Annotated in this window: 19 protein-coding genes and 2 riboswitches; of the genes, 16 read left to right on the top strand and 3 right to left on the bottom strand. The window is 43.2% G+C overall.

Annotated elements, in window-relative coordinates; genetic code table 11:
* The first annotated feature begins 141 nt into the window (after positions 1 to 141).
* Positions 142 to 2,721, top strand: coding sequence for an ABC transporter substrate binding protein (locus tag IEW05_RS02270; RefSeq protein ID WP_188535422.1), 2,580 nt, complete (start codon positions 142 to 144; stop codon positions 2,719 to 2,721).
* Between the two features lie 393 nt (positions 2,722 to 3,114).
* Here the strand turns inward: IEW05_RS02270 and IEW05_RS02275 are convergent, their stop codons facing one another.
* Positions 3,115 to 4,260: an amidohydrolase gene (locus IEW05_RS02275; protein WP_229753228.1), complete on the bottom strand. Its 1,146-nt coding sequence runs from the start codon at positions 4,258 to 4,260 to the stop codon at positions 3,115 to 3,117.
* 179 nt (positions 4,261 to 4,439) lie between these two features.
* Between IEW05_RS02275 and IEW05_RS02280 the strand changes: the two genes are divergently transcribed.
* Together IEW05_RS02280 and IEW05_RS02285 are read left to right on the top strand one after the other, a co-directional pair.
* Positions 4,440 to 4,727, top strand: coding sequence for an ArsR/SmtB family transcription factor (locus IEW05_RS02280; protein ID WP_188535426.1), 288 nt, complete (start codon positions 4,440 to 4,442; stop codon positions 4,725 to 4,727).
* Positions 4,728 to 7,238: an FAD-dependent oxidoreductase gene (locus IEW05_RS02285; protein WP_188535428.1), complete on the top strand. Its 2,511-nt coding sequence runs from the start codon at positions 4,728 to 4,730 to the stop codon at positions 7,236 to 7,238. It begins immediately after the preceding gene.
* Positions 7,239 to 7,309: 71 nt separating this feature from the next.
* Here the strand turns inward: IEW05_RS02285 and mgtA are convergent, their stop codons facing one another.
* A complete protein-coding gene (mgtA, locus tag IEW05_RS02290; RefSeq protein WP_188535430.1) occupies positions 7,310 to 9,964 on the bottom strand; it encodes a magnesium-translocating P-type ATPase in 2,655 nt (884 codons plus the stop codon).
* Positions 9,965 to 10,309: 345 nt separating this feature from the next.
* A riboswitch (M-box (ykoK) riboswitch) is annotated at positions 10,310 to 10,489 on the bottom strand.
* A 70-nt stretch (positions 10,490 to 10,559) separates the two neighbouring features.
* The gene (locus IEW05_RS02295) at positions 10,560 to 11,213 is read right to left on the bottom strand and encodes an S-layer homology domain-containing protein (protein WP_229753229.1); all 654 of its coding nucleotides are present in this window, start codon (positions 11,211 to 11,213) and stop codon (positions 10,560 to 10,562) included.
* Positions 11,214 to 11,484: 271 nt separating this feature from the next.
* On the opposite strand from IEW05_RS02295, the gene IEW05_RS02300 reads away from it, so the two are divergent.
* From IEW05_RS02300 to IEW05_RS02360, 13 genes are all read left to right on the top strand, one after another.
* Positions 11,485 to 12,240 carry a methionine ABC transporter ATP-binding protein gene (locus IEW05_RS02300; protein WP_188540685.1) on the top strand — a complete coding sequence of 252 codons (756 nt, stop codon included), beginning with the start codon at positions 11,485 to 11,487 and terminating at the stop codon, positions 12,238 to 12,240.
* Positions 12,240 to 12,920: a methionine ABC transporter permease gene (locus tag IEW05_RS02305; protein ID WP_188535434.1), complete on the top strand. Its 681-nt coding sequence runs from the start codon at positions 12,240 to 12,242 to the stop codon at positions 12,918 to 12,920. Before IEW05_RS02300 ends, IEW05_RS02305 begins: the two co-directional genes overlap by 1 nt.
* Before the next feature lie 24 nt (positions 12,921 to 12,944).
* A complete protein-coding gene (locus IEW05_RS02310) occupies positions 12,945 to 13,784 on the top strand; it encodes a MetQ/NlpA family ABC transporter substrate-binding protein (protein ID WP_188535436.1) in 840 nt (279 codons plus the stop codon).
* Between the two features lie 178 nt (positions 13,785 to 13,962).
* Positions 13,963 to 14,114: riboswitch (FMN riboswitch) on the top strand.
* A 124-nt stretch (positions 14,115 to 14,238) separates the two neighbouring features.
* Entirely contained in the window at positions 14,239 to 15,213 is a 975-nt protein-coding gene (locus IEW05_RS02315; RefSeq protein WP_188535438.1) for a DMT family transporter, read from the top strand.
* 142 nt (positions 15,214 to 15,355) lie between these two features.
* Positions 15,356 to 16,150 carry a YwaF family protein gene (locus IEW05_RS02320; RefSeq protein ID WP_229753230.1) on the top strand — a complete coding sequence of 265 codons (795 nt, stop codon included), beginning with the start codon at positions 15,356 to 15,358 and terminating at the stop codon, positions 16,148 to 16,150.
* The gene (gene yfcE, locus IEW05_RS02325) at positions 16,150 to 16,701 is read left to right on the top strand and encodes a phosphodiesterase (protein WP_188535442.1); all 552 of its coding nucleotides are present in this window, start codon (positions 16,150 to 16,152) and stop codon (positions 16,699 to 16,701) included. The genes IEW05_RS02320 and yfcE overlap by 1 nt, the downstream gene beginning before the upstream one ends.
* Positions 16,702 to 16,765: 64 nt before the next feature.
* Complete coding sequence (locus IEW05_RS02330) at positions 16,766 to 17,590, top strand: sugar phosphate isomerase/epimerase family protein (protein WP_188535444.1); 825 nt, start codon at positions 16,766 to 16,768, stop codon at positions 17,588 to 17,590.
* A gap of 195 nt (positions 17,591 to 17,785) precedes the next feature.
* Entirely contained in the window at positions 17,786 to 18,562 is a 777-nt protein-coding gene (locus IEW05_RS02335; RefSeq protein ID WP_188535446.1) for an ABC transporter permease, read from the top strand.
* Positions 18,559 to 19,359 carry an ABC transporter permease gene (locus IEW05_RS02340; protein WP_188535448.1) on the top strand — a complete coding sequence of 267 codons (801 nt, stop codon included), beginning with the start codon at positions 18,559 to 18,561 and terminating at the stop codon, positions 19,357 to 19,359. Before IEW05_RS02335 ends, IEW05_RS02340 begins: the two co-directional genes overlap by 4 nt.
* A 30-nt stretch (positions 19,360 to 19,389) precedes the next feature.
* A complete protein-coding gene (locus IEW05_RS02345; protein WP_188535450.1) occupies positions 19,390 to 20,367 on the top strand; it encodes an ABC transporter ATP-binding protein in 978 nt (325 codons plus the stop codon).
* A gap of 207 nt (positions 20,368 to 20,574) precedes the next feature.
* Complete coding sequence (locus IEW05_RS02350) at positions 20,575 to 21,120, top strand: MarR family winged helix-turn-helix transcriptional regulator (RefSeq protein ID WP_188535452.1); 546 nt, start codon at positions 20,575 to 20,577, stop codon at positions 21,118 to 21,120.
* A 30-nt stretch (positions 21,121 to 21,150) separates the two neighbouring features.
* Positions 21,151 to 22,611: an aryl-sulfate sulfotransferase gene (locus tag IEW05_RS02355; RefSeq protein WP_188535454.1), complete on the top strand. Its 1,461-nt coding sequence runs from the start codon at positions 21,151 to 21,153 to the stop codon at positions 22,609 to 22,611.
* Positions 22,608 to 23,612 (top strand): ABC transporter substrate-binding protein, encoded by a 1,005-nt coding sequence (locus tag IEW05_RS02360; protein WP_188535456.1) that lies wholly within the window; start codon positions 22,608 to 22,610, stop codon positions 23,610 to 23,612. The genes IEW05_RS02355 and IEW05_RS02360 overlap by 4 nt, the downstream gene beginning before the upstream one ends.

Genomic DNA, 23,612 nt, shown 5'->3' on the forward strand with positions numbered 1-23,612 from the left:
GATTATAAAAAAATAAAATACAACTACTGCAAAAAAAGAGGATTTAGGAATATACGCAACGAATTAAATAAATTGTCGAATTTCCCCATTTTTAAAATTGAGAATATGGCTGTGAGCATAGATGAATGGGAGAGTGTACATATGATCTACGAGAGGGTTCGTCTCAGGTTGTCAAAAGGTTGGATTGCTATATTACTGATTGTAGTTGTATTCAGTCTGACACTTGTTCATCCAGCAAAAGCCAATGCGGAGAAAACTGCACCTAAGAATGTACTAATTATTAATTCGTATCATAAGGGATTTACTTGGACGGATAACGAGAATGATAGTATTGAGGCGCAGTTAAGAGATGTACCGAACGCTCCGGTTATTTTCAATGAATATATGGACTGGAAACGATATCCTACAGATGCGAACCTCAACAATTTTTACGACATGATCAAGGTCAAGTATGCAAATGTATATATCGATGCCATTGTAGTTACAGACGATAACGCGCTTAGTTTTGCGATAAAATATCGTAAGGAGATTCTCAATGATGCACCCATCATTTTTTGTGGAGTTAATTGGATAGGCGCATATGATATGATCAACGAGAATAATATTACAGGTGTGCTCGAACAGGTAGACCCCTCAGAAACGATACATATGAGTTTAAAGATTAATCCTTTAATTAAGAATGTTTATCTGGTGTTTGATAATTCAGAGAGTGGAATATCTACGGGTGAACTTGTTACAGATAAGATCCAAGCCTTGAATCTTGGATTGAAGGTTATTCCAATGAATAATCTATCTAATGAAGAAATGATGGCCACCGTATCGACGCTTTCTTCGGACAGCATGATTTTATTGACTACATATTATAGTGATTCCACGGGAACTATCAATGAGTTTGATCGTTTTGCAAGTGAACTTAGTTTAAATAGTAGCGTACCTGTATACGGTATTTATGATTATGCATTGAATCATGGTGTAATCGGCGGGAGTCTTATTTCCGGTGAGATTCAAGGACAGCTTGCGGGGGATATGGTACTACAGGTTTTGCAAGGAACAGATCCTGACGATATCCCGATAGCTTCGAGTAATACGAGCCGGAAAGTGTTTGATTATAATGAGCTGAACAGATTTCAAATTCCGATAAAAAAACTGCCCGAGGGTAGTGAAGTAATTAATAAGCCATTCTCTTTCTATGAAACATATAAAGGATTTGTTCTTAGTATTATCGGGGCTTTTGTTGTACTGATTACCCTCATTGCTGTTCTTGTATTTTACATGCAGCAGTATAAAAGAATGAGAAAAAAACTACAAGTGAGCTACGAAGAACTGGAGATCACCTACGAGGAACTTACAGCTTTGCAGGACGAATTACAGGAACAATATAATAAACTACTGGACAATCAATCGCTTTTACGAGCTAGTGAGGAGAAATACCGTCATCTGGCCTACAACGATGTATTAAGTGGTTTACCTAACCGACTGTCATTGTCAGAAGTACTAAGAACGTTTATTGAGCAGCGATCGGGTGATCAAGCGGCGTTATTCTTCCTAGATATAGATAATTTCAAATATATTAATGATACAAAAGGACATCCCTTTGGTGATCAATTGCTAGTTAAAGTAGGAGAACGGCTACAAGAGCAGCTCGATGATAGAAGTCTTCATTTCCGACTCGGTGGTGATGAATTTGTTATTTTACTAAAGGATATTAAACATTGCGACGAGGTTATAGAGTATGCTGAATCGATCGTTCATTGCTTTATGGAACCTTTTGAACTAAATGAGAGTCTGGTACATATTTCTGCAAGCATAGGGATAGCAAGGTATCCGAAGAATGGATTAAACGTGGAAGAACTGATGAAGAATGCAGATATCGCCATGTATAAAGCAAAGGAGGCCGGTAAGGGAACTTATGTCATATTCGGTGAAGCACTGCAGCAGCATTTCGATGAACGGATGATTATTGAGAACCAGCTGCGCAATGTAATCACTAATGAGGAGCTTTCTCTCCATTACCAACCGTTGGTGGATCTCGATACGGGAGAGATTTGGGGCTTTGAAGCTTTAATACGTTGGCATAGTCCTGTGCTCGGATTTGTGTCTCCGTTATCTTTTATTAAAATTGCGGAGGATTCTCGTCTGATCGTTCCTATTGGTGAATGGGTATTACGAGAGGCATGTCAGTTTATTAAAGGGCTTCACGAGCAGGGTTACGAAGGGTATCATATTTCGGTGAATATTTCGGTCGTTCAATTAATGATGGAAGATTTCACGAATATGGTGCTTAAGATTCTGCATGAAACAGGTCTTCCTCCACAATATTTAGAGATGGAAATTACAGAGTCTATCTTTATGGAGTCATTAGAAGACATAAGTAGAAAGTTGGAGTTCTTGAAGCAGAAGGGAATTGGAATTGCGCTTGATGACTTTGGAACGGGCTATTCTTCCTTGAGTTATTTGAAGCAACTACCGATTACTACGCTGAAAATTGATAAGTCGTTTATCGATAGTATCGGCGATGCATCTGACAATAGCTCACTTGCTAGCGCGATTGTAACCATTGGTCATGATATGGGACTGCATGTTACCGCTGAGGGAGTTGAGACGATAGAGCAACTAGCCTTCCTCGAACGAACGAAGTGTGACAAAATTCAGGGATACTACATCAGTAGACCGATTCCGAAACACGAGGTTATGAGTTGGATTTTGGATAGAGTCGGGTAGGGCGGATTTTCTCGTGGTTACAAATACGAGTGGGTGTAGAGAAAAAGAATAGCCGAGGAACCCTCAGGAGTGTAACAACTCGATGAGGGTTTTTTAGCGTTGACAGTTAATGATGCAAGTCCAACCCCAGCACTATACTCAGCACACTTGTGTCGATCTCATTTAGATGGAAAATCTCCAGTTAGTTGTTGCGGGTGTCCATCACATTGTGGTAATTAACTGGAATAAGTCCTGTTAAATTAGCCGAAAGCGAGTAAATTGCTTCAAAACTAAAGATTAGCTGGAGAAATTCCAGTTAAGTTACACATACGTTGGATACAGCTCAAATTAACTGGAGAAATTCCATGTATTTTGTTAGCCATATCAATCAATAAGGCGGCTGAACAATTTCTACTACTGTTCTCTTAATCGTTCCAACGCAGCAAATGCCAATTTTACAAAATAAGTGCAAGCAGGATAGAGTGCAGTATCATCAACTTTGAATTTAGGGTGGTGTAGATCGTATGGTCCACCGGAGCCAATCATTACGAAAGCTCCGGGAAACTTCTCTTGATAGAAGGCGAAATCTTCACCAACGGAAGTGACAGGGATGGTCTTCGCATCATAGCCATGCCCTGCAGCAATCTGAAGTGACAAGTCAGCCCATTCGGCCGTGTTCATAACGGAAGGGGGACCTGGATGCCAAGTTAGCGTGACTTCTGCATCAAACGACTCGCCGATGCCATGCAGAATTTGCGTCATTCGCTTCTGAATATAGGCACGAGTTTCGCTGCTAAAAGTACGTACGGTTCCTTCCAAATAGGCAGCTTCCGGGATGACGTTCCAAGTTGAGCCGCTATGAACTTGGGTGATGCTGACCACGGCATTATCAGCAGACGATACATTTCGGCTGATGATACTTTGGAGTGCTCCAATAATCGCCCCAGTAATTAGAATTGGATCATTTCCTTCATGAGGTTTGGCAGCATGTGCGCCAACGCCTTTAACATGGATTTCGAAACGATCCACCCCAGCAGTTAAAGCCCCTGTCTTTGTTCCGAATTCGCCCACCTTGAGCGTAGGATCATTATGTAGTCCAAATATAGCGGTGACGTCATCGAGAATGCCCGTGTTCAAAATGTTTTTTGCCCCGTGTCCGGTTTCTTCAGCAGGTTGGAAAAGAATACGCACCGTTCCAGGTAAGGTGGTCTTCTGTTCATTGAGCAAGATGGCGACACCTAGCATTACTGAGGTATGAAAATCATGACCACAAGCATGCATAACACCTTCACGAAGAGATGGAAAGGACACATCAGACTGTTCCAGAATCGGTAATGCATCAATATCTCCACGTAAAGCTATGACTGAACCTGGGAGTTCTCCTTTAATTTCAGCAACCAGCCCTGTGGTTAAAGGTAGATCACAAATGGTAATTCCATGTTCTTCAAGTGCTCTCCGAATTTTGGCCGTTGTTTCAAACTCTTGATTAGATAATTCAGGATACGTATGTAGGTCGCGTCGAAATTGTATCAATTGATTTTCTAATGAATTTCTAGTCATGAGCATACTCCCTTTCTAATTCCTTCATAATAAATGACTTAAAAAGGAGAAGTCAATGAAGCTGGTATTTAGCATGTTCAGGAACTATCAGGATGAAAATTCATATGCGGGTTTGCTTTATATATCGTTATATCGTAATATAGTGATATATAAATATTTTGATGAGGAGTTGGCACCACTTGGATAATAATTTCAAGGCTTATGAAGAAGCTTCCGAACTACTCAAAGCTTTGGCTCATCCTGTCCGCTTATGCATTGTTAAAGGCCTGCTGGAGAAAGGTCGCTGCAATGTATCGCATATGCAGGAATGTCTCGACATTCCGCAGTCTACCGTGTCTCAGCATCTGCAAAAGCTGCGGAATGCAGGAATCGTTGAGACCGAGCGCAATGGGTTGGAGATTAACTATAGGATCAAAAATGATGTTGTCATTAAACTAACTAGAGCTATTTTTGGGGAGGAACTATAAGTGAGTAAAAAAGTATTAATTGTTGGAGGAGTTGCTGGAGGAGCTTCAGCAGCCGCTAGATTACGCCGTTTGGATGAGGATGCACATATTGTCATGTTTGAACGGGATAATTATATTTCTTTTGCTAACTGCGGTCTGCCTTATTATATCGGAGATACGATCAAGGATCGCTCGAAGCTACTCGTTCAGACACCAGAAGCAATGTACAAACGTTTCAATATTGATGTGCGGATTGAAAGTGAAGTCATTTCACTTGACCCAGCGTCCAAGACCGTCAGAGTTCGAAGTAAAGAACGTGGTGAATATGATGAATCTTATGATGCAGTGATTCTGTCACCGGGTGCTCGTCCGATTAAACCACCTTTACCAGGTATTACGGGACCTCGAATTCATTCGCTTCGTAACATTCCCGATACAGACCGGATCAAAAAGCTGGTAACGGAACAAGCTTGCCGCACAGCTGTCGTTATCGGTGGGGGCTTTATCGGCGTAGAAATGGCCGAGAATTTACAGGAGTTAGGGATGGCTGTGACGCTGGTTGAAGGAGGCCCTCAATTACTAGCTCCATTTGACTATGAAATGTCCGGTAAGTTGTCCAAGGAATTGGAACAGCATGGTGTAAATATTATTGTAAATGATGCTGTTGCCTCTTTTGCTGAACAGGGCACACAAACCGTAGTTAGCTTAGCCAGTGGCACAGCACTCGTAGCAGATATCGTTGTGTTGGCGATCGGAGTTGCACCAGATACTTCATTCTTATCAGGAAGTGGGCTGGAACTGGGACCAAGAGGGCATATTGTCGTCAACGAGCGGATGGAGACCAACCTTGATCAAGTGTACGCTGTTGGTGATGCAATTGAAGTCATGGATTTCGTGAGTGGGTTCAAAACCGCAGTTCCACTAGCGGGCCCAGCCAATAAACAGGGGCGAATTGCTGCTGATAACGTCGCAGGGTTGCCTACAACTTACAGAGGAACTCAAGGAACATCTATTATCAAAGTATTTGGAATGACCGGGGCTGCAACAGGTAATAACGAGAAGACGTTATCCCGTTTAGGCGTTCCATATCATGTGACTTATGTTCATCCCAATTCACATGCCTCCTATTATCCAGGTGCCACGCCGATGTCCATCAAGTTATTGTTTGATGAGCAGGGGACAATCCTTGGTGCACAAGCTGTCGGATATGAAGGTGTGGACAAGCGTATTGATGATATCGCAACAGTTATACATTTTAAAGGTAACGTGAGTGATCTTACGGAACTGGAATTGGCATACGCGCCACCATACTCCTCCGCAAAGGACCCGGTCAACATGGCTGGTTATACAGCAGAGAACGTGATAAGTGGTAGGACTTCCGTCTTTTTGCCAAAAGATTTGGAGTCTCGCAATACGGAAAGTACGTTGTTAGTTGATGTGCGTTCGGAGATTGAGCATGCAAACGGACATATACCGGATTCGCTGTTAATTCCTGTAGATGAATTACGTGGGCGACTCCAGGAGCTTGATAAAGATAAGGAAATTTGGGTATATTGCCAAGTCGGATTGCGTGGGTATACTGCTTCTCGGATCCTAAGCCAACATGGCTTTAAGGTCAAAAATTTGACCGGTGGATTCAGCACTTATTTGATGAGCCAATACCAACCTGCTGGTCTTACGAAGGATACAGATATGGAAACTCCTAATGGAGGGCAAAGCACCACATCTAATGAAACCGCAGAACAAGAAGTCGCTACAGCCATAGACATTGAGACTTATGAGGCACATGTTACACTTGACGCTTGTGGGCTCAGTTGTCCGGGACCATTAATTGGGGTCAAGAAGCAAATGGACCAAATGCAGGATGGGAACGTTCTAAAGGTCACAGCCTCCGACCCTGGATTTTACGAGGATATTAAGGCGTGGGCGAGAATGTCTGGATCTGAAGTACTGCATATTGAGAGAAAGCCAGACGGCATGATCGAGGCGCATTTGCGGAAAAAAGCTGCCCCTGTTCCAGCAGAGAATGCAGCAACATCATCCTCTCAAGGCACTCCAACTAAGGAAGGTAGCACGATGGTTGTGTTTAGTGGGGAGCTTGATAAAGCAATTGCTTCATTCATTATTGCCAATGGCGCTGCTGCTAGCGGTAAGAAAGTCACGATGTTCTTCACGTTCTGGGGTCTTAATATCCTGCGCAAACCAAACAAAGTCGATGTTCCAAAAAGCTTCATCGGTCGTATGTTTGGGGCTATGATGCCGCGAGGAAGTCGCAAATTAGGTCTGTCTAATATGAACATGCTAGGTGCCGGCTCCATTATGATTCGTAAGGTGATGCAGTCTCGTAACATTGCTTCACTTGAAGAACTCATTCAATCTGCAGTTGACCAAGGCGTAGAAATGGTTGCCTGCCAAATGTCTATGGATGTCATGGGAATCACACAAGAGGAACTGATCGACGGAGTGAAGATTGGTGGTGTTGGCTACTATTTAGGCCAAGCCGACCAGTCGGGCCATAATTTATTTATATAGAAGGATGAACAGGGGGGTACAGATCCATTCTCTTAGAATGACTGTATCCCCCCTTTTTTTTACTTATACGCCTATAACCACTCATTGAATCTACGGATGTACCATTTTTTAGCCACTTGCGTCAATATACAGTAGCTTAGTAACGTTGCTACGAGCCAAGGGAAATAGGACAACGGTAGAGGTTGCAGACCGATATTTGCCCCGAAACCGCTGAAGGGCAAGTAGATACCAATGGTCATAATTAAACTTGTCAAAAGTACAACAGGCTTACTTGCGATGCTCTGAATAAATGGAATTTTCTCCGTACGAATCATATGCACGATAAGTGTCTGTGATAGTAAACCTTCAATAAACCATCCGGATTGAAACAAGGTTTGATGATCCACTGAATTAGCAGAGAAGACATACCACATTAATGCATAAGTGGTAATATCAAAAATCGAGCTGATCGGACCGATGAAGATCATAAATCTTCCAACCGATTTGGCACTCCATTTTTGCGGCTTACGTAAATATTCTTTGTCCATCTTATCCCAAGGAATGGAGAGCTGTGAAATATCGTAGAATAAATTTTGCACAAGCAGATGAATCGGGAGCATCGGTAAAAATGGAATGAAGGCACTTGCAACGAGCATGCTGAACATATTACCGAAATTAGAGCTTGCCGTCATCTTAATATATTTAATGATGTTGCCAAACGTATTGCGCCCTTCAATGACCCCTTGTTCTAGAACCATCAAGCTCTTTTCCAGAAGAATGATATCGGCCGATTCTTTGGCAATATCTACAGCAGTATCAACGGAAATACCTACATCGGCTTCCTTCAAGGCGACAGAATCATTGATTCCGTCACCCATAAAGCCTATTGTATGTCCCTTGCTTTTAAGAACAGAAACAATCCTTGCCTTTTGCAGTGGATTTATTTTAGCAAAAACGGTTGTGATTTCAGCGATATTAGCTAACTGTTCATCTGTTAATGCATCGATAGAACTTCCCAATAGCAGGTTATTTACATTGATCCCGACATCTTCACAAACTTTACGTGTAACCGCCTCATTATCCCCGGTAATAACCTTGACGTTCACTCCGTTTTCTTTCAAGGCTTGAAGCGCCATTTTTGCTGTTTCCTTTGGCGGATCCAGAAAGGCAAGGTAACCGGTAAGAACAAGGTCTTGTTCGTCAGCCAAGCTATAGGCTTCGTCCCTGGCTTCCATTTGTTTGACTGCAACAGCAAGCACGCGTAGACCCTGAGTATTCATGTTATTGCTAAGCTGAAGCACTTTTTTAGATATTTCAGCTGTGAGTGGGATTACCTGTCCGTTGTCAGCTACATGAGAACAAATGCTAAGCACTTCTTCCATAGCACCTTTACAGATTAAGGTATGTCCATTATCCCTTTTTGCTAATATGACAGACATCCGTCGGCGATTGAAATCAAAGGGGAGTTCATCAAATTTAGTGTAGTTTTTCTCAATGCCTAAAGTATGGGTTAGCTCGGCATGCTCCAGAACGGCGACATCGAGTAGGTTTTTTAGTCCGGTTTGATGGTAGCTGTTCAAATACGCATATTCTAATACCTTTCTATCCTCATGACCATGGATGTTAAGGTGTTCCTCCAGAATAATTTTATCTTGCGTCAGCGTTCCGGTTTTATCTGTACATAAAATATCCATGGCCCCGAGATTTTGAATCGCATTGAGTTGTTTGACAACAACTTTATGGCGGGCCAACGATGCTGCTCCCTTAGCCAGATTACCAGCCACAACTACAGGCAGCATTTCTGGTGTCAGGCCGACTGCGACCGACAAACCGAACAAGAGAGCTTCCCACCAATCTCCTTTGGTAAAACCATTGACTAGAAAAATGACTGGAACCATGATGAACATGAAGCGGATCAATAGAAAGGTGACACTTTGGATGCCTTTGTCAAAGCTAGTGAGCGGTGGTTTGCCAATGAGAGTGCTGGCCATAGATCCGAAATAGGTGTTAGAGCCAGTGGAAATAACGACGGCTGTCGCTGAACCACTAATAATATTGGTGCCCATATAACACATATTATTCAATTCAAGTGCATTTTGGGCTCTTTGCTGCTGTTTTCGCTCTATTTTTGATCCCGTACGCGGTAAGGTATCTAGTTTCTCAACGGGCATCGCTTCCCCGGTTAGCGCAGATTCACCGACGTATAAATCCTTTGAAGTGATCAGTCTAACATCGGCTGGGACCATGTCGCCGGCTGAGAGATGAATAATGTCTCCCGGAACTAGCAGTTCCATATCGATTTCTTTTTGCTCTACGCGGGCGGAGGCTTTACGACTTACAGATGCAGTTGATTTCACCATCGCTTTGAGTTTTTCCGCAGTTCGGACTGAACGGAATTCCTGGGTAAAAGTAATGATGACACTAACCGTAACCATCGTTGTGATGATAATAACAGCACCAATATCATTATCGACAATATAAGAAAATGCCGCTAATGACAGTAAAATTAGGATAAATGGATTTTTAAAGCACGATAATAACTGGATGTACAAAGCGGGCGTTTTTTCATGGGCAATTTGGTTTTTTCCGTATTGTTCTATTTTTTTGATTGCTTCATTTTCTGTGAGGCCTTGAGGACGAGTCTGCAAATCTTCCATGACATCCTCTTCTAGAGAAATGGATGCTTGAATGAGACGTTCTACAATTTCTTGCGTTAATTTTTCTTTGTTTTTTTTTGTTTTGTTCATTGTGATTCCTCTTTTCTATCATTTGAAATGAAACACAAAAAAAGCTCTCCCTGTGCACCAGAGAGAGCGGATATAGAAACTCACAATGAACTCTTATGTTATATACGCATACTTAAATAGACCCGCTTGGAGCATATTTTTTGAGCGGGAACAGGGTATGGTATACACTGGAGAGCACCTGAGAACATAAATCTCCCTCTGAAACACAATCTGAATTGAAGTGACGCGATCGATATTTCGGATTACTCGGACTACTATCCATGTGGAACCACCCCTTTCCCTTATTAGCTATAATAAAAACCCTCTAGAATGAACTAGAGGGTTAAAAAAGCGCACAAAAACACTTTCGGCTCCCCCTAGTCGAGTTTTGGCACTATACAACGTAAAGAGAGAAATAAAAAGATTCTCTTAGCCACCTTATGAAAAGCCTTAATCCGGCAATTCCTGTTCTACCCATGGGCATCTTTCGATATTTCTGGGCAGTGGCCTATGTTTGTATAGGAGCCTCACCTAACGAGGACTTATTTGATTCCCTGTCATAATAGGCTTAGTTTTTTCATTTGTCAAGCCCAAGAATTTTATTAGTTAGCTATTCCTATTCGATTGCTGGAGCCGGATGAGCATCCAGATATTCCAATGCGTGCTGTGTCAGCTCAGCTGCTTCAGCACGCGTAATTTCAGCCTTGGGATGGAATTTATCTGCTGCATCCAATTTGGCAATACCAAGTACGAGCGCACGTTGGACGGTTCCCTGATAAGAGCTATTCAGTTCTGTATCATCTTTAAATTGAATCGGTGCCATTTTGAACTTAGGTAGCTGCCCCTGATGCTCCATGGCCAAGATGAATTGATGGGTGAACTCCTCACGGGTCATTTTATGATCTGGATCGAAGTCAGTAGGTAAATCGAATCCATGAACCGATGCAATGATCAAAGCGTTGGCATACCAAGCATCATTCTTAGCTATTGTGAAATAATCGGTGACTTCAGGCATTTTTACAAACGAGATAGCACTTAGATTTAGATTAAGAGCATTCACGATGAGCTGCACACTTTGTGCGCCTGTCAATGTCGTATCTGGTGAAAATTTGCTGTGACTTATCCCTTGTATGATCCCTTTCTCCTGCAATGCGATGATACTGTCTTTGGCAGTTGTATTGCTAACATCGTCAAAAGATTCCAAGGCGGCATAACTTTGCCCTGCAAAGGACAGAATCAATACGGCTACCGAGGACACAGTTGTTGACATTAGTTTACGTTGGAATGTCATTGGAATCACCCCACCCTTGTTGGATTTTATAGTTCTATTTATTTTGACGAGGTAATTAATGGAATGTTGCAGGAGACCCTATGACAGCTGGCTTTTTTGTGTTTGAAAATGAGTGGTGCGTTGAATAGATAATAATAATTAGTGACACAGAGGGGTGAACGGTCTATAATCTAAAGGAATTAACTGAATAAACAGATGCTATAAATAATTAGTACAGTTTTTCGTAACAAAGAGTAAGGGGGAGTTCTTTATCATTTCGCTGCAACAGGTAAGTAAAAGTTACTCTCTGCGAGAAGGCTATCATCACGCGGTTCGATCAGTATCTCTCGATATTAAGGAGGGGACAATTTACGGGATTATCGGTGAAAGTGGTGCGGGTAAATCGACACTATTACGCATGATGAACGTTCTGGAGATACCGGATGAAGGTAGGGTGTTAGTTCATGGTTCTGACTTGACGCAAATGACGGAGACGCAGCTTCGTGAGGCGCGGCGATCGATCGGCATGATCTTTCAACAATTTAATTTGCTACATAATCGGACAGTTAGTGGAAATGTGGCAACTCCCCTTGAACTTGCGGGTGTCCCTAAAAAAAGGCGAGCTGAGCGTGTAGCCGAATGTTTGAGCTTTGTTGGTCTGCTAGATAAGGCAGAGCAGTATCCTGCTCAGCTAAGTGGGGGGCAGAAGCAACGGGTAGCTATTGCGAGAGCTCTAGCAAACCAACCGCGGGTGTTACTGTGTGATGAACCGACTTCGTCCCTTGATCCCAAGACTACGGTGGAAATTCTTGAGGTACTACGTCATATCAACCAGACTCTAGGCGTCACGATCGTCATTGTTACGCATGAAATGGAGGTTGTGAAGGGCATTTGCCAAGCGGTATCCGTAATGGAGAATGGAACACTAATCGATTCCTTCGCTCTCAAGGAACGTAGCACACAACCTGAACTTACTCGCCCACCATCGTTCAGGGAACAACTGTTAGGTAAAGCGGGGGATGTCTAATGTTCGATTTGTCCGTCATGCTGGACCAAGTGGTCAAATATCAGTCGGAAATCGTGGAAGCAATCGGGGAGACCTTTGTGATGGTGGGGATCTCCATCGCAGCAGCTATCGTGTTGGGACTTCCAGTTGGTACGCTGCTGTATTTGAGTAGGAAGGGTCAATGGTATGAGAACCGCTACGTATCTTTTGTATTGAATAATTTGGTGAATATCATTCGGTCGTTTCCGTTCTTGTTACTCGTTGTATTCATGATTCCATTAACTCGCCTTTTGATTGGAACAGCGATAGGGACTCTAGCAGCCTCTGTACCCTTAGCGATTGTAGCTATTGCTGTCTACTCCAGATTAGTTGAGCAATCTTTGCTTGAGGTTCCGCGTGGGGTTATTGAATCAGCTCAATCTATGGGAGCATCCAAACTGGAAATTATCATCAAATTTTTGTTTGTGGAAGCACGTTCTGGTTTGGTGTTAGGCTTGACGACCTCAACGATCAGTTTTATTTCTTACTCAACTGTGATGGGGATAGTTGGTGGTGGTGGAGTAGGTGATTTTGCCGTCCGCTACGGGTATCAACGTTTTGAGACAGAACTCATGGCAGCCATGATTATTTTGATGATCATCTTAGTACAGGGTATTCAGTACGCTGGAGGTTTTATTGCACGAAAGCTAGATAAGAGATAAATAGAGATAGGGAGAGATACGAATATGAATAAAAAAATGATTTCTATGCTTGTATTGCTGATGGTTGTTCTAGCTGGCTGTGGGAACAATCAGGCTAAAGTCAACCAAACGGAGCAGAATAATAATAGTGCTGCTGTAGATTCTGAAGTGACCTTGAAAATAGCTACACTGATCCCACCAATGACGGAAATTCTGGATATTGCTAAACCGCTCCTTAAGGAGGAAGGTATTAATCTGGAGATTGTTGTATTATCCGATAATGTACAGCCTAACGATGCGCTTGCTAATAAAGAAGTAGACGCTAATTTTTTTCAACACGTTCCGTACATGAATCAATATAATGAGAATAAACATAGCGAGCTAGTTCCGATTCAACCGATCTACAATGCGGTATATGGTGCTTATTCTAAACGTTACAAGGCAATTGAAGAATTACCTGATGGCGCAACGATCGCAATTGCCAATGATCCTACAAATATCGGCCGTTCGCTTGTCATGTTAGATAAAGCCGGAATAATTAAACTCAAAGATGGTGTTGGTATTCAGGCTACACAAGGCGATATTGTTGAGAATGACAAGAAATTCAAATTCGAAGAGGTTGACCTGCTTATGCTTGCCCGCATGATGGATGATGCCGATCTGGTACTGATGACACCTGCATATGCTAGTCCACTTGGATTAACACCGAAGAAAGATGCTTTGCTTACAGAGACAGGTGATTCTGAGTTCGTGATTACGTTAGTAGCGCGTGCTGATAATCAAGATTCTGAACCCATTCAGAAGCTGGCGAAGGCGATGACAAGTCCTGAAGTGAAACAGTTCTTGGAGGAAAAATATAGCGAGATTGCCCTTCCGGCATTTTAAAGTAGAGGACAAAAAAGCGAAAAGGTGCTATATTAATGTAAGTGGATTTGTATTTGCATGAAACCATAGCATTTTATGTGCTTGATGTGACTTTTTTAACAGAGAGCGGATATTTGTCGCAGTACAATAAGTACAGTTCACAAGATGTGATTAGATCACACTACAATATAAATTGAATATGGATCTTCGGGGTAAGGTGAAATTCCTGACCGGCGGTGAGGTTCGTTCCGAATGAACGAACTATAGCCCGCGACTCGTCATTGAACAAATGACGACTGACTTGGTGTAATTCCAAGGCCGACGGTAAAGTCCGGATGGGAGAAGATCAATAATTGAGCATGTCACAGTTTTTTTTCCTGTGCAAGCTTATTTGATCAGCCCCTGTTTATGTCGATTCAAGTCGATAACAGGGGCTTTCTGCTGTAGACCCCATATTCAAGAAGGGGATAGGAATATGGAGAACGTAAGTGTCAATGTTAAACCAGCATTATTGCAAAAAGATCGTGCTAGAGGTGGTTTTTGGTTAGTCGTATTAGGAGCGGCGTTATGGGGTGTGGATCCTTTATTCCGGGTCCTGCTCCTGGAGACACTCACCTCAGCACAGATTGTACTACTGGAGCATGTGATTATCGGTTTGGTGATGTTTCCAATCATATGGAAGAATCGCAAGGAATTGCTTGGTTTAGGATGGAAACAGGTAGGTGCTCTGCTCTTTATATCTTGGGGCGGATCAGCAATCGCAACCGTACTATTTACGATGGGACTAACGAATGGTAATCTCAATGCCGTTCTTTTATTACAAAAGCTACAGCCATTATTCGCTATTATTCTTGCAAGATTGTTACTGAAGGAATCATTGCCACGTCATTTCTTTTTCCTGATGTTAATGGCATTAGGTGGCACATATTTGTTAACCTTCGGCTTTACGTTACCAATTGGACATTGGAAGGATTTCGTGCAAGTAGGTAGTTTGTTGTCGCTGGGGGCTGCTGCTCTTTGGGGTGGATCAACCGTGATGGGACGGATGATGGTCGGTCAAATGAAATATGAGACGGTGACATCGTTGCGTTTTATTCTCGCTTTGCCGCTACTGCTAGCATTCACTTGGAGCGAAGGAGCAGCTTGGAACATGCCGTCAGGTACAGCTGCCATCGCTGGCGTCTCACTAAATCTACTTGGTCAGGCGTTGCTACCCGGATTACTTAGCTTGTTAGTCTACTATAAAGGTCTGACCACAACGAAAGCTTCCGTTGCTACACTAGCTGAACTCAGCTTCCCGATGGTTGGGGTGCTCATTAACTGGATCGCGTTCCAAGAGGTTATTACTCGTCCGCAAATTGTTGGTTTTGTACTCATTTGGGCTGCATTGTTCGTTATTTCTAGGCAAGGACAGAATGATGGGGCAGGGAAAACTACTATTCAACAGTAGCACATAAATTTTAAGTCTAGTCTCGAGTAACATTACATGTGACATTAGATGGAGAAATATTTAATAGCGTGTTACCCTGTATTTATGGATACAGCGGTAGCACGTTTTTATTTGGGGATTCATATCTCGGCTTAGGTTAAAGTTGATCAATAGAAAGGAAGACACGATGCCTTTATTTTCTTTCTTTGGCCCCAACAGCTCGCCCAAATTCATCATGTTCTCTACACCACATGTTAGTGCAATCGGGGTATTATTATTATTCATATTTGCTTTGTATTTATGGAAACGTAGGATCAGGAGTAACCGGGTTGCCTCATCGGCGATTCGTTATGCTCTCGTTGTTCTGCTTGCGCTTACGGAGCTCGGACTTAACACCTGGTATTTCACTAATCATTTATGGGATGTTCGTTATACACTACCACTTGAATTATGTAGTGTGACACTAATACTCTCGATCATCATGCTGCTCACCAGAAGCAAGAAGCTGTATCAGATACTGTATTTTGCCGGAATTGCCGGGGCATTTCAGGCTTTAATTACACCTAATTTAGCATATGGTTATCACCATTTTCGTTACTTCGAGTACTTCATAGCCCATGGTGCCATTGTTCTGTCTCCGCTCTACATGACATGGGTCGAGCAATATAAGCCGACGTGGAAATCAATCGGTTGGAGTTTGTTGTTTTTGAACGCTCTGGCTGTAGTGGTTGGTTCTGTGAATTATGTTCTGGGTTCGAATTACATGTTTCTTAATCATAAACCGGATACCGCGTCCGCACTTGATCTATTGGGACCCTATCCTTATTATTTACTTGCTGAGGAAGGGGTTGCACTGTTATTTTTCGTAGGCATGTATACCTTATTCTTCGTGTTTCCAAATAGGCGTAAAAAAAGACTAGCTTTAGAATCTATAACTACAAAAGGAGTCGAATCATAATGAAATTCATGTTCATTTCGGACATCCATGGGTCCGCGCACTGGTTAGAACGGGCATTGGACAAAGTAGAAGAAGAACAAGCCGATTATATCATCTTGCTTGGTGATTATTTGTATCACGGTCCGCGTAATCCATTGCCAGAAGGTTATGATCCTCAGAAGACCGCGGCTCTACTCAATGGCCAGAAAGATCGTGTCATAGCGATTCGGGGGAACTGTGATGCTGAAGTGGATCAAATGCTGCTTGAGTTTCCCATGATGGGCGATTATTCGGTGTTGTTCTACGAGGGACGTCGGATCTTTGTTACGCACGGACATGGTTTCCATATGGAGCAATTGCCACCGCTAACTGCAGAAGATATCTTTATTCAAGGGCATACACATATCCCAGTAGCCGAGAAGCGAGACGAAATTTATCTGCTTAATCCAGGGTCCATATCATTACCCAAAGGAAACTATCCTTCGTCTTATGGTGTGTTAGAAGGGAATACATTTGTGGTCAAGGATTTCGATGGGGGTACTGTCAAGGAAATTGTGTTTGATGAGGTATAGGGAGTTTAGAGAATAGGCAGCACAACTAGCAAATAACGAGAAATGAACAAGGGAGAGTATTTCATTGATTAGAGGGTTGAGTAGAGCTGGAATTGGTTCAGTTAGTGATGAACAGTTTATTACCTTAGCGGCGAAATATGGCTTTGGCGCTGTGGATCTTGAAGCAGAGGCGTTAATTGCTAGTCATGGGCTTGAAGGAGCTAAGGAGCTATTAGAGCAACATCAGATGTTGATTGGTTCTATCGGTTTGAATGTGGAATGGCGCGGCTCTGAGGAGCAGTTTCTTGAAGGTTTGAAGGGATTGGCAGCATCAGCTTCTGCTGCTTCGTCTTTAGGCTGTAAGAGTTGCTGCACCTACATTTTACCAGCTACTGATCAGAATCCGGCGCTATTTATGGCGCAGACGGTTTGCCGCTTGCGGATCATATCAGAGGTGCTAGGGGCATACGGAATTAAGCTTGGTCTGGAATTTGTGGGTCCTCATCATCTTCGGACGGCATGGAAGAATCCATTCATTTGGACCGTACATGATACATTGACATTAATCGATGCGATTGCACAACCTAATGTTGGGCTCTTGGTTGACGCTTATCACTGCTATACGACAGGGTATACGGCGGATGATATCCGTAAGCAGTTACTACCCGAGCAAATTGTTCATGTTCATATCAACGATGCCTATGATCTTCCTGTAGAGCAATTACTAGATAATGATAGACTATATCCGGGGGAAGGCGTCATCGATTTACAAGGTTTTGTACAGAGTCTAGGCGATATCGGGTACCGTGGGGTTGTTGCTCAGGAAGTGATTACTCCAGCTATATCGGCTGGAAGTCCTGATGACTTATTTCAGCGGTCCAAACTTGGGTTTGATAAGGTATTTTCATAGAATTTATAGTCATTTAACTTCCTAGCCTCAGAGGAATCTGAGGCTTTTTTTTGTTGTTAAATAGAAAGAATATAGTGCGACAATAAACTGTTGCTAAACATGTAATCGTTTGCTATGATATAACCCTTCTCTCAAAATTTACCTTGTCTGAAGTAGACAGCAGAGGCTGTCACTCACACTTATCGGAGGTGCTGCATGCTTTATTTCACTTTGGCTTCCAAAGCCTATGCCCGTAATCTTCAGTATCGCGGTGCACACATGGTACATAATATCGCAAGTGCGATGTTTGGCTACATGTATGCCTGTATCTGGATCGGGCTTGGCAAGGACCACACACTTGGAGATTACGGAACACAAGGGATGATAAGCTATATCGCTTTCACCCAATCGTCATTGTGGATTTCCGGCTTTATCTCGAACGGTCTGGGTATCCCACAAGCGGTGCGGACCGGTCTCATTTCACTCGATTTGCTACGTCCTGTCCATTTGTTCTCACATTTGATGGCCCGGGAATGGGGGCAGATCGCCTACCAGTTTCTGTACAAGTCCCTCCCTATTTATCTGTTGTTTGTTGTCGTTTTTCGGTTACAGCCTCCTGATCATTGGCTTACGCTCTTATATGCTGGTGTAGGTCTGGCTGGAGCTGCATATTTAGCTATTTGTATGAATTTCATAATTGGTGCAAGTGCGATGTGGACCACGGAATCATCATGGCTGTATTGGGGAAACCATGCATTGATTAATTTGCTAGCTGGATTCTTTATTCCGTTGGAATGGCTGCCGGGTTGGCTGGAGCAATTTGCATGGTTAACACCGTATCCTTATCTTCTCTATGTCCCTACGCGAATATTTCTTGGTTTCGGTGACGTTTCTTTGCTGTGGGGAACGTTGTTTTGGTGTGTACTTATGACATGTTGTTGTCTGTTAGCGACTCATTGGCTTAGGAGGAAAGTAGAGGTGCAGGGCGGATGAAGTTAGCATCATGGTTTTCTTTATATCGTCTGTTGATTCGTACAAGTATCCGAAGTCGGATGCAGTATAAGTTAAACTTTGTAATGGCCTCTGTACTAGCAGCGCTGATTCAAATTTCAGAATTTTTGATGGTGGCGATTGTGTTGAACAAGTTCGGTGCCATTCAGGGCTGGTCACTATATGAAATTGGATATCTCTTTGCGGTCATTACTTTGTCTAAGACGTTGTACCGAACGTTTGCTGATGAAGTTCATCACCTGGAAAAGTATCTGGTGGGTGGTGAACTGGACCAATTACTGACTCGGCCTCTTCCCGTGCTGCTAACGCTAATGCCACAGAACTTCCGGATTATGCTGGGTGAAGTACTGCAAGGTGGGTTCTTGCTCTGCTGGTCGCTTGGCAGCATGATGAGTCGTGGTCAGATTAGCTGGGTAGCTATTCCACTGACTATACTAGCGATTTGTACCGGGGCCGTTATTATGTTCTCGATCGGATTAGCTACCGCAACGCTTGGTTTTTGGACAACACGTATTTCGGAATTGCAGAACATTACGGAAGATGCGGCCCGAACTGCAGCGCAATATCCGTTGACCTTATATCCTAAATGGTTGTCTTCGTTATTGTTAATCGTGATTCCGGTAGGACTTGTAAACTATGTACCGGCTTTATATATTTTGCGTGGTGAGCTTGGGCCTTGGGTCCCAGCAGTAGTGGCATTGGCCGCAGGTCTATGTCTGTATGGAAGTCTACGTTTCTGGCAGTTCGGTATAACCAAATATCAGAGTACAGGAAGCTAGGCGATATCTAGATAAAAGGGAGGGACTCACATGAATATTGAGGTAACTGAGATCCGTAAGCAGTTTAAAACTCCGGTACCTAAGGAGGGACGATTCGCCGGATTACGTACATTATTCTCTCGGGATTATACTGTTAAAGAAGCTGTGCGCGGTATTTCATTTCAGGTGAATAGTGGGGAGTTCATCGGCTATATCGGACCGAATGGGGCGGGTAAATCAACAACGATCAAAATGCTCACGGGCATCCTACATCCAACCTCAGGTAAGGTGCTGCTTGGTGGCATGGACCCACATAAGGAACGACGTCAAACGGTTCGGCGGCTCGGAGTTGTGTTCGGACAGCGTAGCGGGCTGTGGTGGGATTTGCCTGTGAAGGATTCCTACGATATTTTGACCGAAATGTATGGTGTTACTCCTACGGATAAAAAACGACGTCTTGACCAGTTCGCCGAGCTACTTGATTTGCATGAATTTTGGGCTACTCCGGTACGTAAGCTTTCGCTAGGACAGCGAATGCGTGCTGACTTGGCGGCAGCCATGCTGCATGACCCGGACTTATTATTTCTTGATGAACCGACCATTGGTCTTGATGTGAATGCTAAACGGAATATCCGTCAGTTTCTGAAAATACTTAATGAGCAATTTGGCAAAACCATCCTGTTAACCACACATGATATGGACGACATTGAACAGCTGTGCAAACGGGTTATGGTAATTAACGATGGTGAATTGTCTTATGACGGAACAACGCAGGGACTCCGTGATAGTATTGGCTTACCCACCTTGATTCGGGTCACATATAGGGGAGTATTTCATATCCCAGAGCACTCTCAGACAAACATGCCAATCCACGCTACCAAGGTACAAGATAATATTGTCACGGTGGAAGCTAACCGCCAGGAGTGGAGTACGATGGACATCCTGCGTGAGCTGGAAGGTTGGGGTGAAATTGACGATATCGATATGGCAGAACCAGATTTTGAGGACGTTATCCATCGGGTGTATTAATTAAATCAGCGAGTGAAAATCATAAATACCCACTTGACTGATATGAATAAGTGGTTTAATATGTGGCTAAGAAAGATCCATGAATATTCATTATCTTAGTGTTAAACAATTAGGCAGCCGATTGGTTCACCAAAGGCTCTTGCTCTCTTTTCATTGTGAAAAGAGGGTGGGAGCCTTTTTGTTTAACCAAAATGAGAAAGGAAGCGCATGAAAAACGAAGATTGGATTCTACAAGAAGAAGCGGATTGGTTATTTCGTAAAGTAGTCAGAAGATTTGTGAAGGAACGAGACAAGATTACGATTGAAGGAATCTCGCTCCCGGGTGTGCTTATGCTGAACATCATCAATCAAGATGGTGCGCAGCGACTGGGGGATTTGGCAGAGCAACTGGATTTTACTTCAGGAGCGGTCACAGCCCTATGCGATAAGTTGGAGGAAGGTGGATTCGCAATTCGGAAGAGGAGTGAGGGGGACCGAAGGACGATTGTGCTAGAGGTTACGGATGAAGGTAAAGAAATGCTTCAGCGAAACAATAACATTGGTATTTGTAGTATAACGACGCTATTTGAGGGGTTTTCTATAAAGGAATTATCGGATCAAATTAGCTATTACCGGCGCATGATCGACAATATTGAGGGCTTTTCTACTAGAATGCTGGCTCTAGCGAAACAAAATACAGAGCGTAGTGAGCAAGCTGAGAACAACAGCTCTGAGGGAGAGAAGCGGAAATCCGGTCGATTTGTAGGTTACTGAAGATAAATTAAAAATAAAGGAGCATGAATAATGGGACACCCAACTATATACCCAACAGGAACGACTGTTTATAACCCTAAGAAAGCGTGGAGCGGATATACGATTTATCAGGCAGCAGACTTGGGGGCATTATTGATCGATATGAATGGAAGAGAGGTACATTTGTGGAAAGGACTTCGAGGTTTTCCTAACAAAATACTTCCTGGAGGTTATGTGCTTGGAAGTACGGCAGAGAGAGATCCTAACTATGGATTTCAAGATGAAGCCAATCTGGTACAGGTAGATTGGGAAGGCAATATCGTCTGGAAGTTTGACCGCTATGAGTATATTGAAGACCCGGGGCATCCAGCACAGTGGATGGCGAGAGCTCATCACGATTATCAACGGGAGGGTAATCCGGTAGGGTATTTCGTTCCGGGGCAGGAACCGAAGGTGGATTCGGGAAACACACTGATTCTTGCTCATAAAAACGTGAAGCGCCCCAATATATCAGAGATCGAGCTCTTGGATGACACGATCATCGAGGTGGATTGGGAAGGCAATGTCCTATGGGAATGGACGTGCAGCGATCATTTTGATGAACTGGGTTTCGATGATCACGCGAAGAAATCGCTCAGCCAAGATCCGAATACGAGATATTTCGGGAACAATGCAGGTGATTGGATGCATATTAATTCCGCTTCTGTGCTGGGTCCGAACAAATTCTACGATCAAGGAGATGAACGATTCCACCCGGATAATATTATATGGGATGCTCGCGAGACCAATATAATAGCGATTATCGACAAAAAGACAGGGAGCATCGTCTGGAGGCTAGGACCGAATTATAACGAGCCTGAGACGGAGCATCTAGGCTGGATCATCGGTCAGCATCATGCTCATCTCATCCCGCAGGGATTACCCGGGGAAGGGAACATACTTATTTTCGATAATGGAGGTTGGGCTGGTTATGGCCTCCCAAATCCCTCTTCGCCTGATGGTGTAAAAAATGCGCTCCGCGATCACTCTCGTATATTAGAGATTAATCCAGTCACCCTGGATATTGAGTGGCAATATACACCTACAGAGGCCGGATTCCAAGCGCCACTTGATTCCTATCGCTTCTATAGTCCATATATTAGTTCCGCTCAACGGTTGAGTAATGGCAACACATTGATTACGGAAGGTGCGGACGGTCGGATTTTTGAAATAACTAGAGAGCATGAAATCGTGTGGGAGCACATCTCACCTTACAAAAATAAACGGAATTCAAATATGGTATATCGCGCTTATCGTGTGCCTTATGATTGGGTGCCACAATTAGAACAACCTATAGAGCAGGAAATCGCAGCCATTGATGTGGCTGATTATCGTTTGCCAGGAGCCGCGGGTAGAGGAGCACAGTCCGTTGTTGAGATCGATGGAACGATATCTTTTGGTGAAGGTGCCTTGTGTGTGGCAAGAATTGATGAGGTGAAGATAGATAAATACTCTGGAGGAGATGACTTATGAGAAATTATAGTCTGACAAGAATCGGAGTGTACGGATTGGTCATAGCGATGTTGAGTGCATTACTGGCGGGGTGTAGTGCAGATGCCAAATCAGAGGGTACCTTAAAGCTAAAAATAGCCGACATTACCACAAATCCCGTATTTAGAGTTGCAGTAAGCAAAGGGATATTCAAAAAACATGGAATCGAAGCCGAACTCATTACATTTGCTACGCCAGCTGAAGGGATTAATTCTTTATTTATTAAACAAGTGGATGTAGCTTATGGAGCTGATTTCCCGCTTCTAAATGCGGTTAGTAAAGGCAATTATTCAATTATTTCTTCAACGGGTACAGCAACGGATGCTAACGCAAGTGAATGGAAACTATTTGTGCGAAACGATATCCAAAGCGCAGCGGATTTGAAAGGCAAGAAACTTAGCTTCTCTCGCGGCACATTCATTCCTTATTTATGGGATGTATATCTAGGCGAGAATGGTATTGCTCTAAAGGATGTAGAGTTAATCGGGCAAGGTGGTTTCGATGAATCTTATGTAGCTTTGAAAAAAGGGGAAATCGACGGTACTTGGATTTATGGGTCCGTATTAAAAGAGAAGTTCGGGGCACTGCAAGAAGCACATGAGCTGACGGACATGTCAAAAACCCCGGTTCGCTTAGGGACTGGTCTCATCGTATCTGATGAGCTTATTGACAGCAATAGTGATCAACTTGTGGAATTTTTGAAGGCGCTAGACGAAGCCTCGGAATACGCTCAAGCTCACCCTGATGAAACGGCGGATATTCTATTCAAAGAAGTGAAGCAGCCGCGTGAAGCAACGCTGAAGGATTTACCGAACAATCCTTGGAGTATCGGCTTTACTGAGAAGGCATATAACGGTTTAGTGGGTCAGAAGAAATACATGATAGACAATAAAATTATTGAGCAGGATTTTGAGCTGAAGGATAAGTTGAATCTGGATCTTGTGCGCAAGGCATTTCCAGATCGAGTAATTGAACTTAAGTAG

This window comes from Paenibacillus segetis (assembly GCF_014639155.1).
GTDB lineage: Bacteria > Bacillota > Bacilli > Paenibacillales > Paenibacillaceae > Fontibacillus > Fontibacillus segetis.

What these genes read in the sequence shown, in the direction of transcription:
- yfcE (WP_188535442.1), top strand. Translation starts at nt 16,150, where the DNA reads ATGAAATTCATGTTCATTTCGGACATCCATGGGTCCGCGCACTGGTTA.
- IEW05_RS02360 (WP_188535456.1), top strand. Translation starts at nt 22,608, where the DNA reads ATGAGAAATTATAGTCTGACAAGAATCGGAGTGTACGGATTGGTCATA.
- IEW05_RS02350 (WP_188535452.1), top strand. Translation starts at nt 20,575, where the DNA reads ATGAAAAACGAAGATTGGATTCTACAAGAAGAAGCGGATTGGTTATTT.
- IEW05_RS02305 (WP_188535434.1), top strand. Translation starts at nt 12,240, where the DNA reads ATGTTCGATTTGTCCGTCATGCTGGACCAAGTGGTCAAATATCAGTCG.
- IEW05_RS02295 (WP_229753229.1), bottom strand. Translation starts at nt 11,213, where the DNA reads ATGTCAACAACTGTGTCCTCGGTAGCCGTATTGATTCTGTCCTTTGCA.
- IEW05_RS02345 (WP_188535450.1), top strand. Translation starts at nt 19,390, where the DNA reads ATGAATATTGAGGTAACTGAGATCCGTAAGCAGTTTAAAACTCCGGTA.
- IEW05_RS02355 (WP_188535454.1), top strand. Translation starts at nt 21,151, where the DNA reads ATGGGACACCCAACTATATACCCAACAGGAACGACTGTTTATAACCCT.
- IEW05_RS02310 (WP_188535436.1), top strand. Translation starts at nt 12,945, where the DNA reads ATGAATAAAAAAATGATTTCTATGCTTGTATTGCTGATGGTTGTTCTA.
- IEW05_RS02340 (WP_188535448.1), top strand. Translation starts at nt 18,559, where the DNA reads ATGAAGTTAGCATCATGGTTTTCTTTATATCGTCTGTTGATTCGTACA.
- IEW05_RS02335 (WP_188535446.1), top strand. Translation starts at nt 17,786, where the DNA reads ATGCTTTATTTCACTTTGGCTTCCAAAGCCTATGCCCGTAATCTTCAG.
- IEW05_RS02275 (WP_229753228.1), bottom strand. Translation starts at nt 4,260, where the DNA reads ATGACTAGAAATTCATTAGAAAATCAATTGATACAATTTCGACGCGAC.
- IEW05_RS02270 (WP_188535422.1), top strand. Translation starts at nt 142, where the DNA reads ATGATCTACGAGAGGGTTCGTCTCAGGTTGTCAAAAGGTTGGATTGCT.
- mgtA (WP_188535430.1), bottom strand. Translation starts at nt 9,964, where the DNA reads ATGAACAAAACAAAAAAAAACAAAGAAAAATTAACGCAAGAAATTGTA.
- IEW05_RS02315 (WP_188535438.1), top strand. Translation starts at nt 14,239, where the DNA reads ATGGAGAACGTAAGTGTCAATGTTAAACCAGCATTATTGCAAAAAGAT.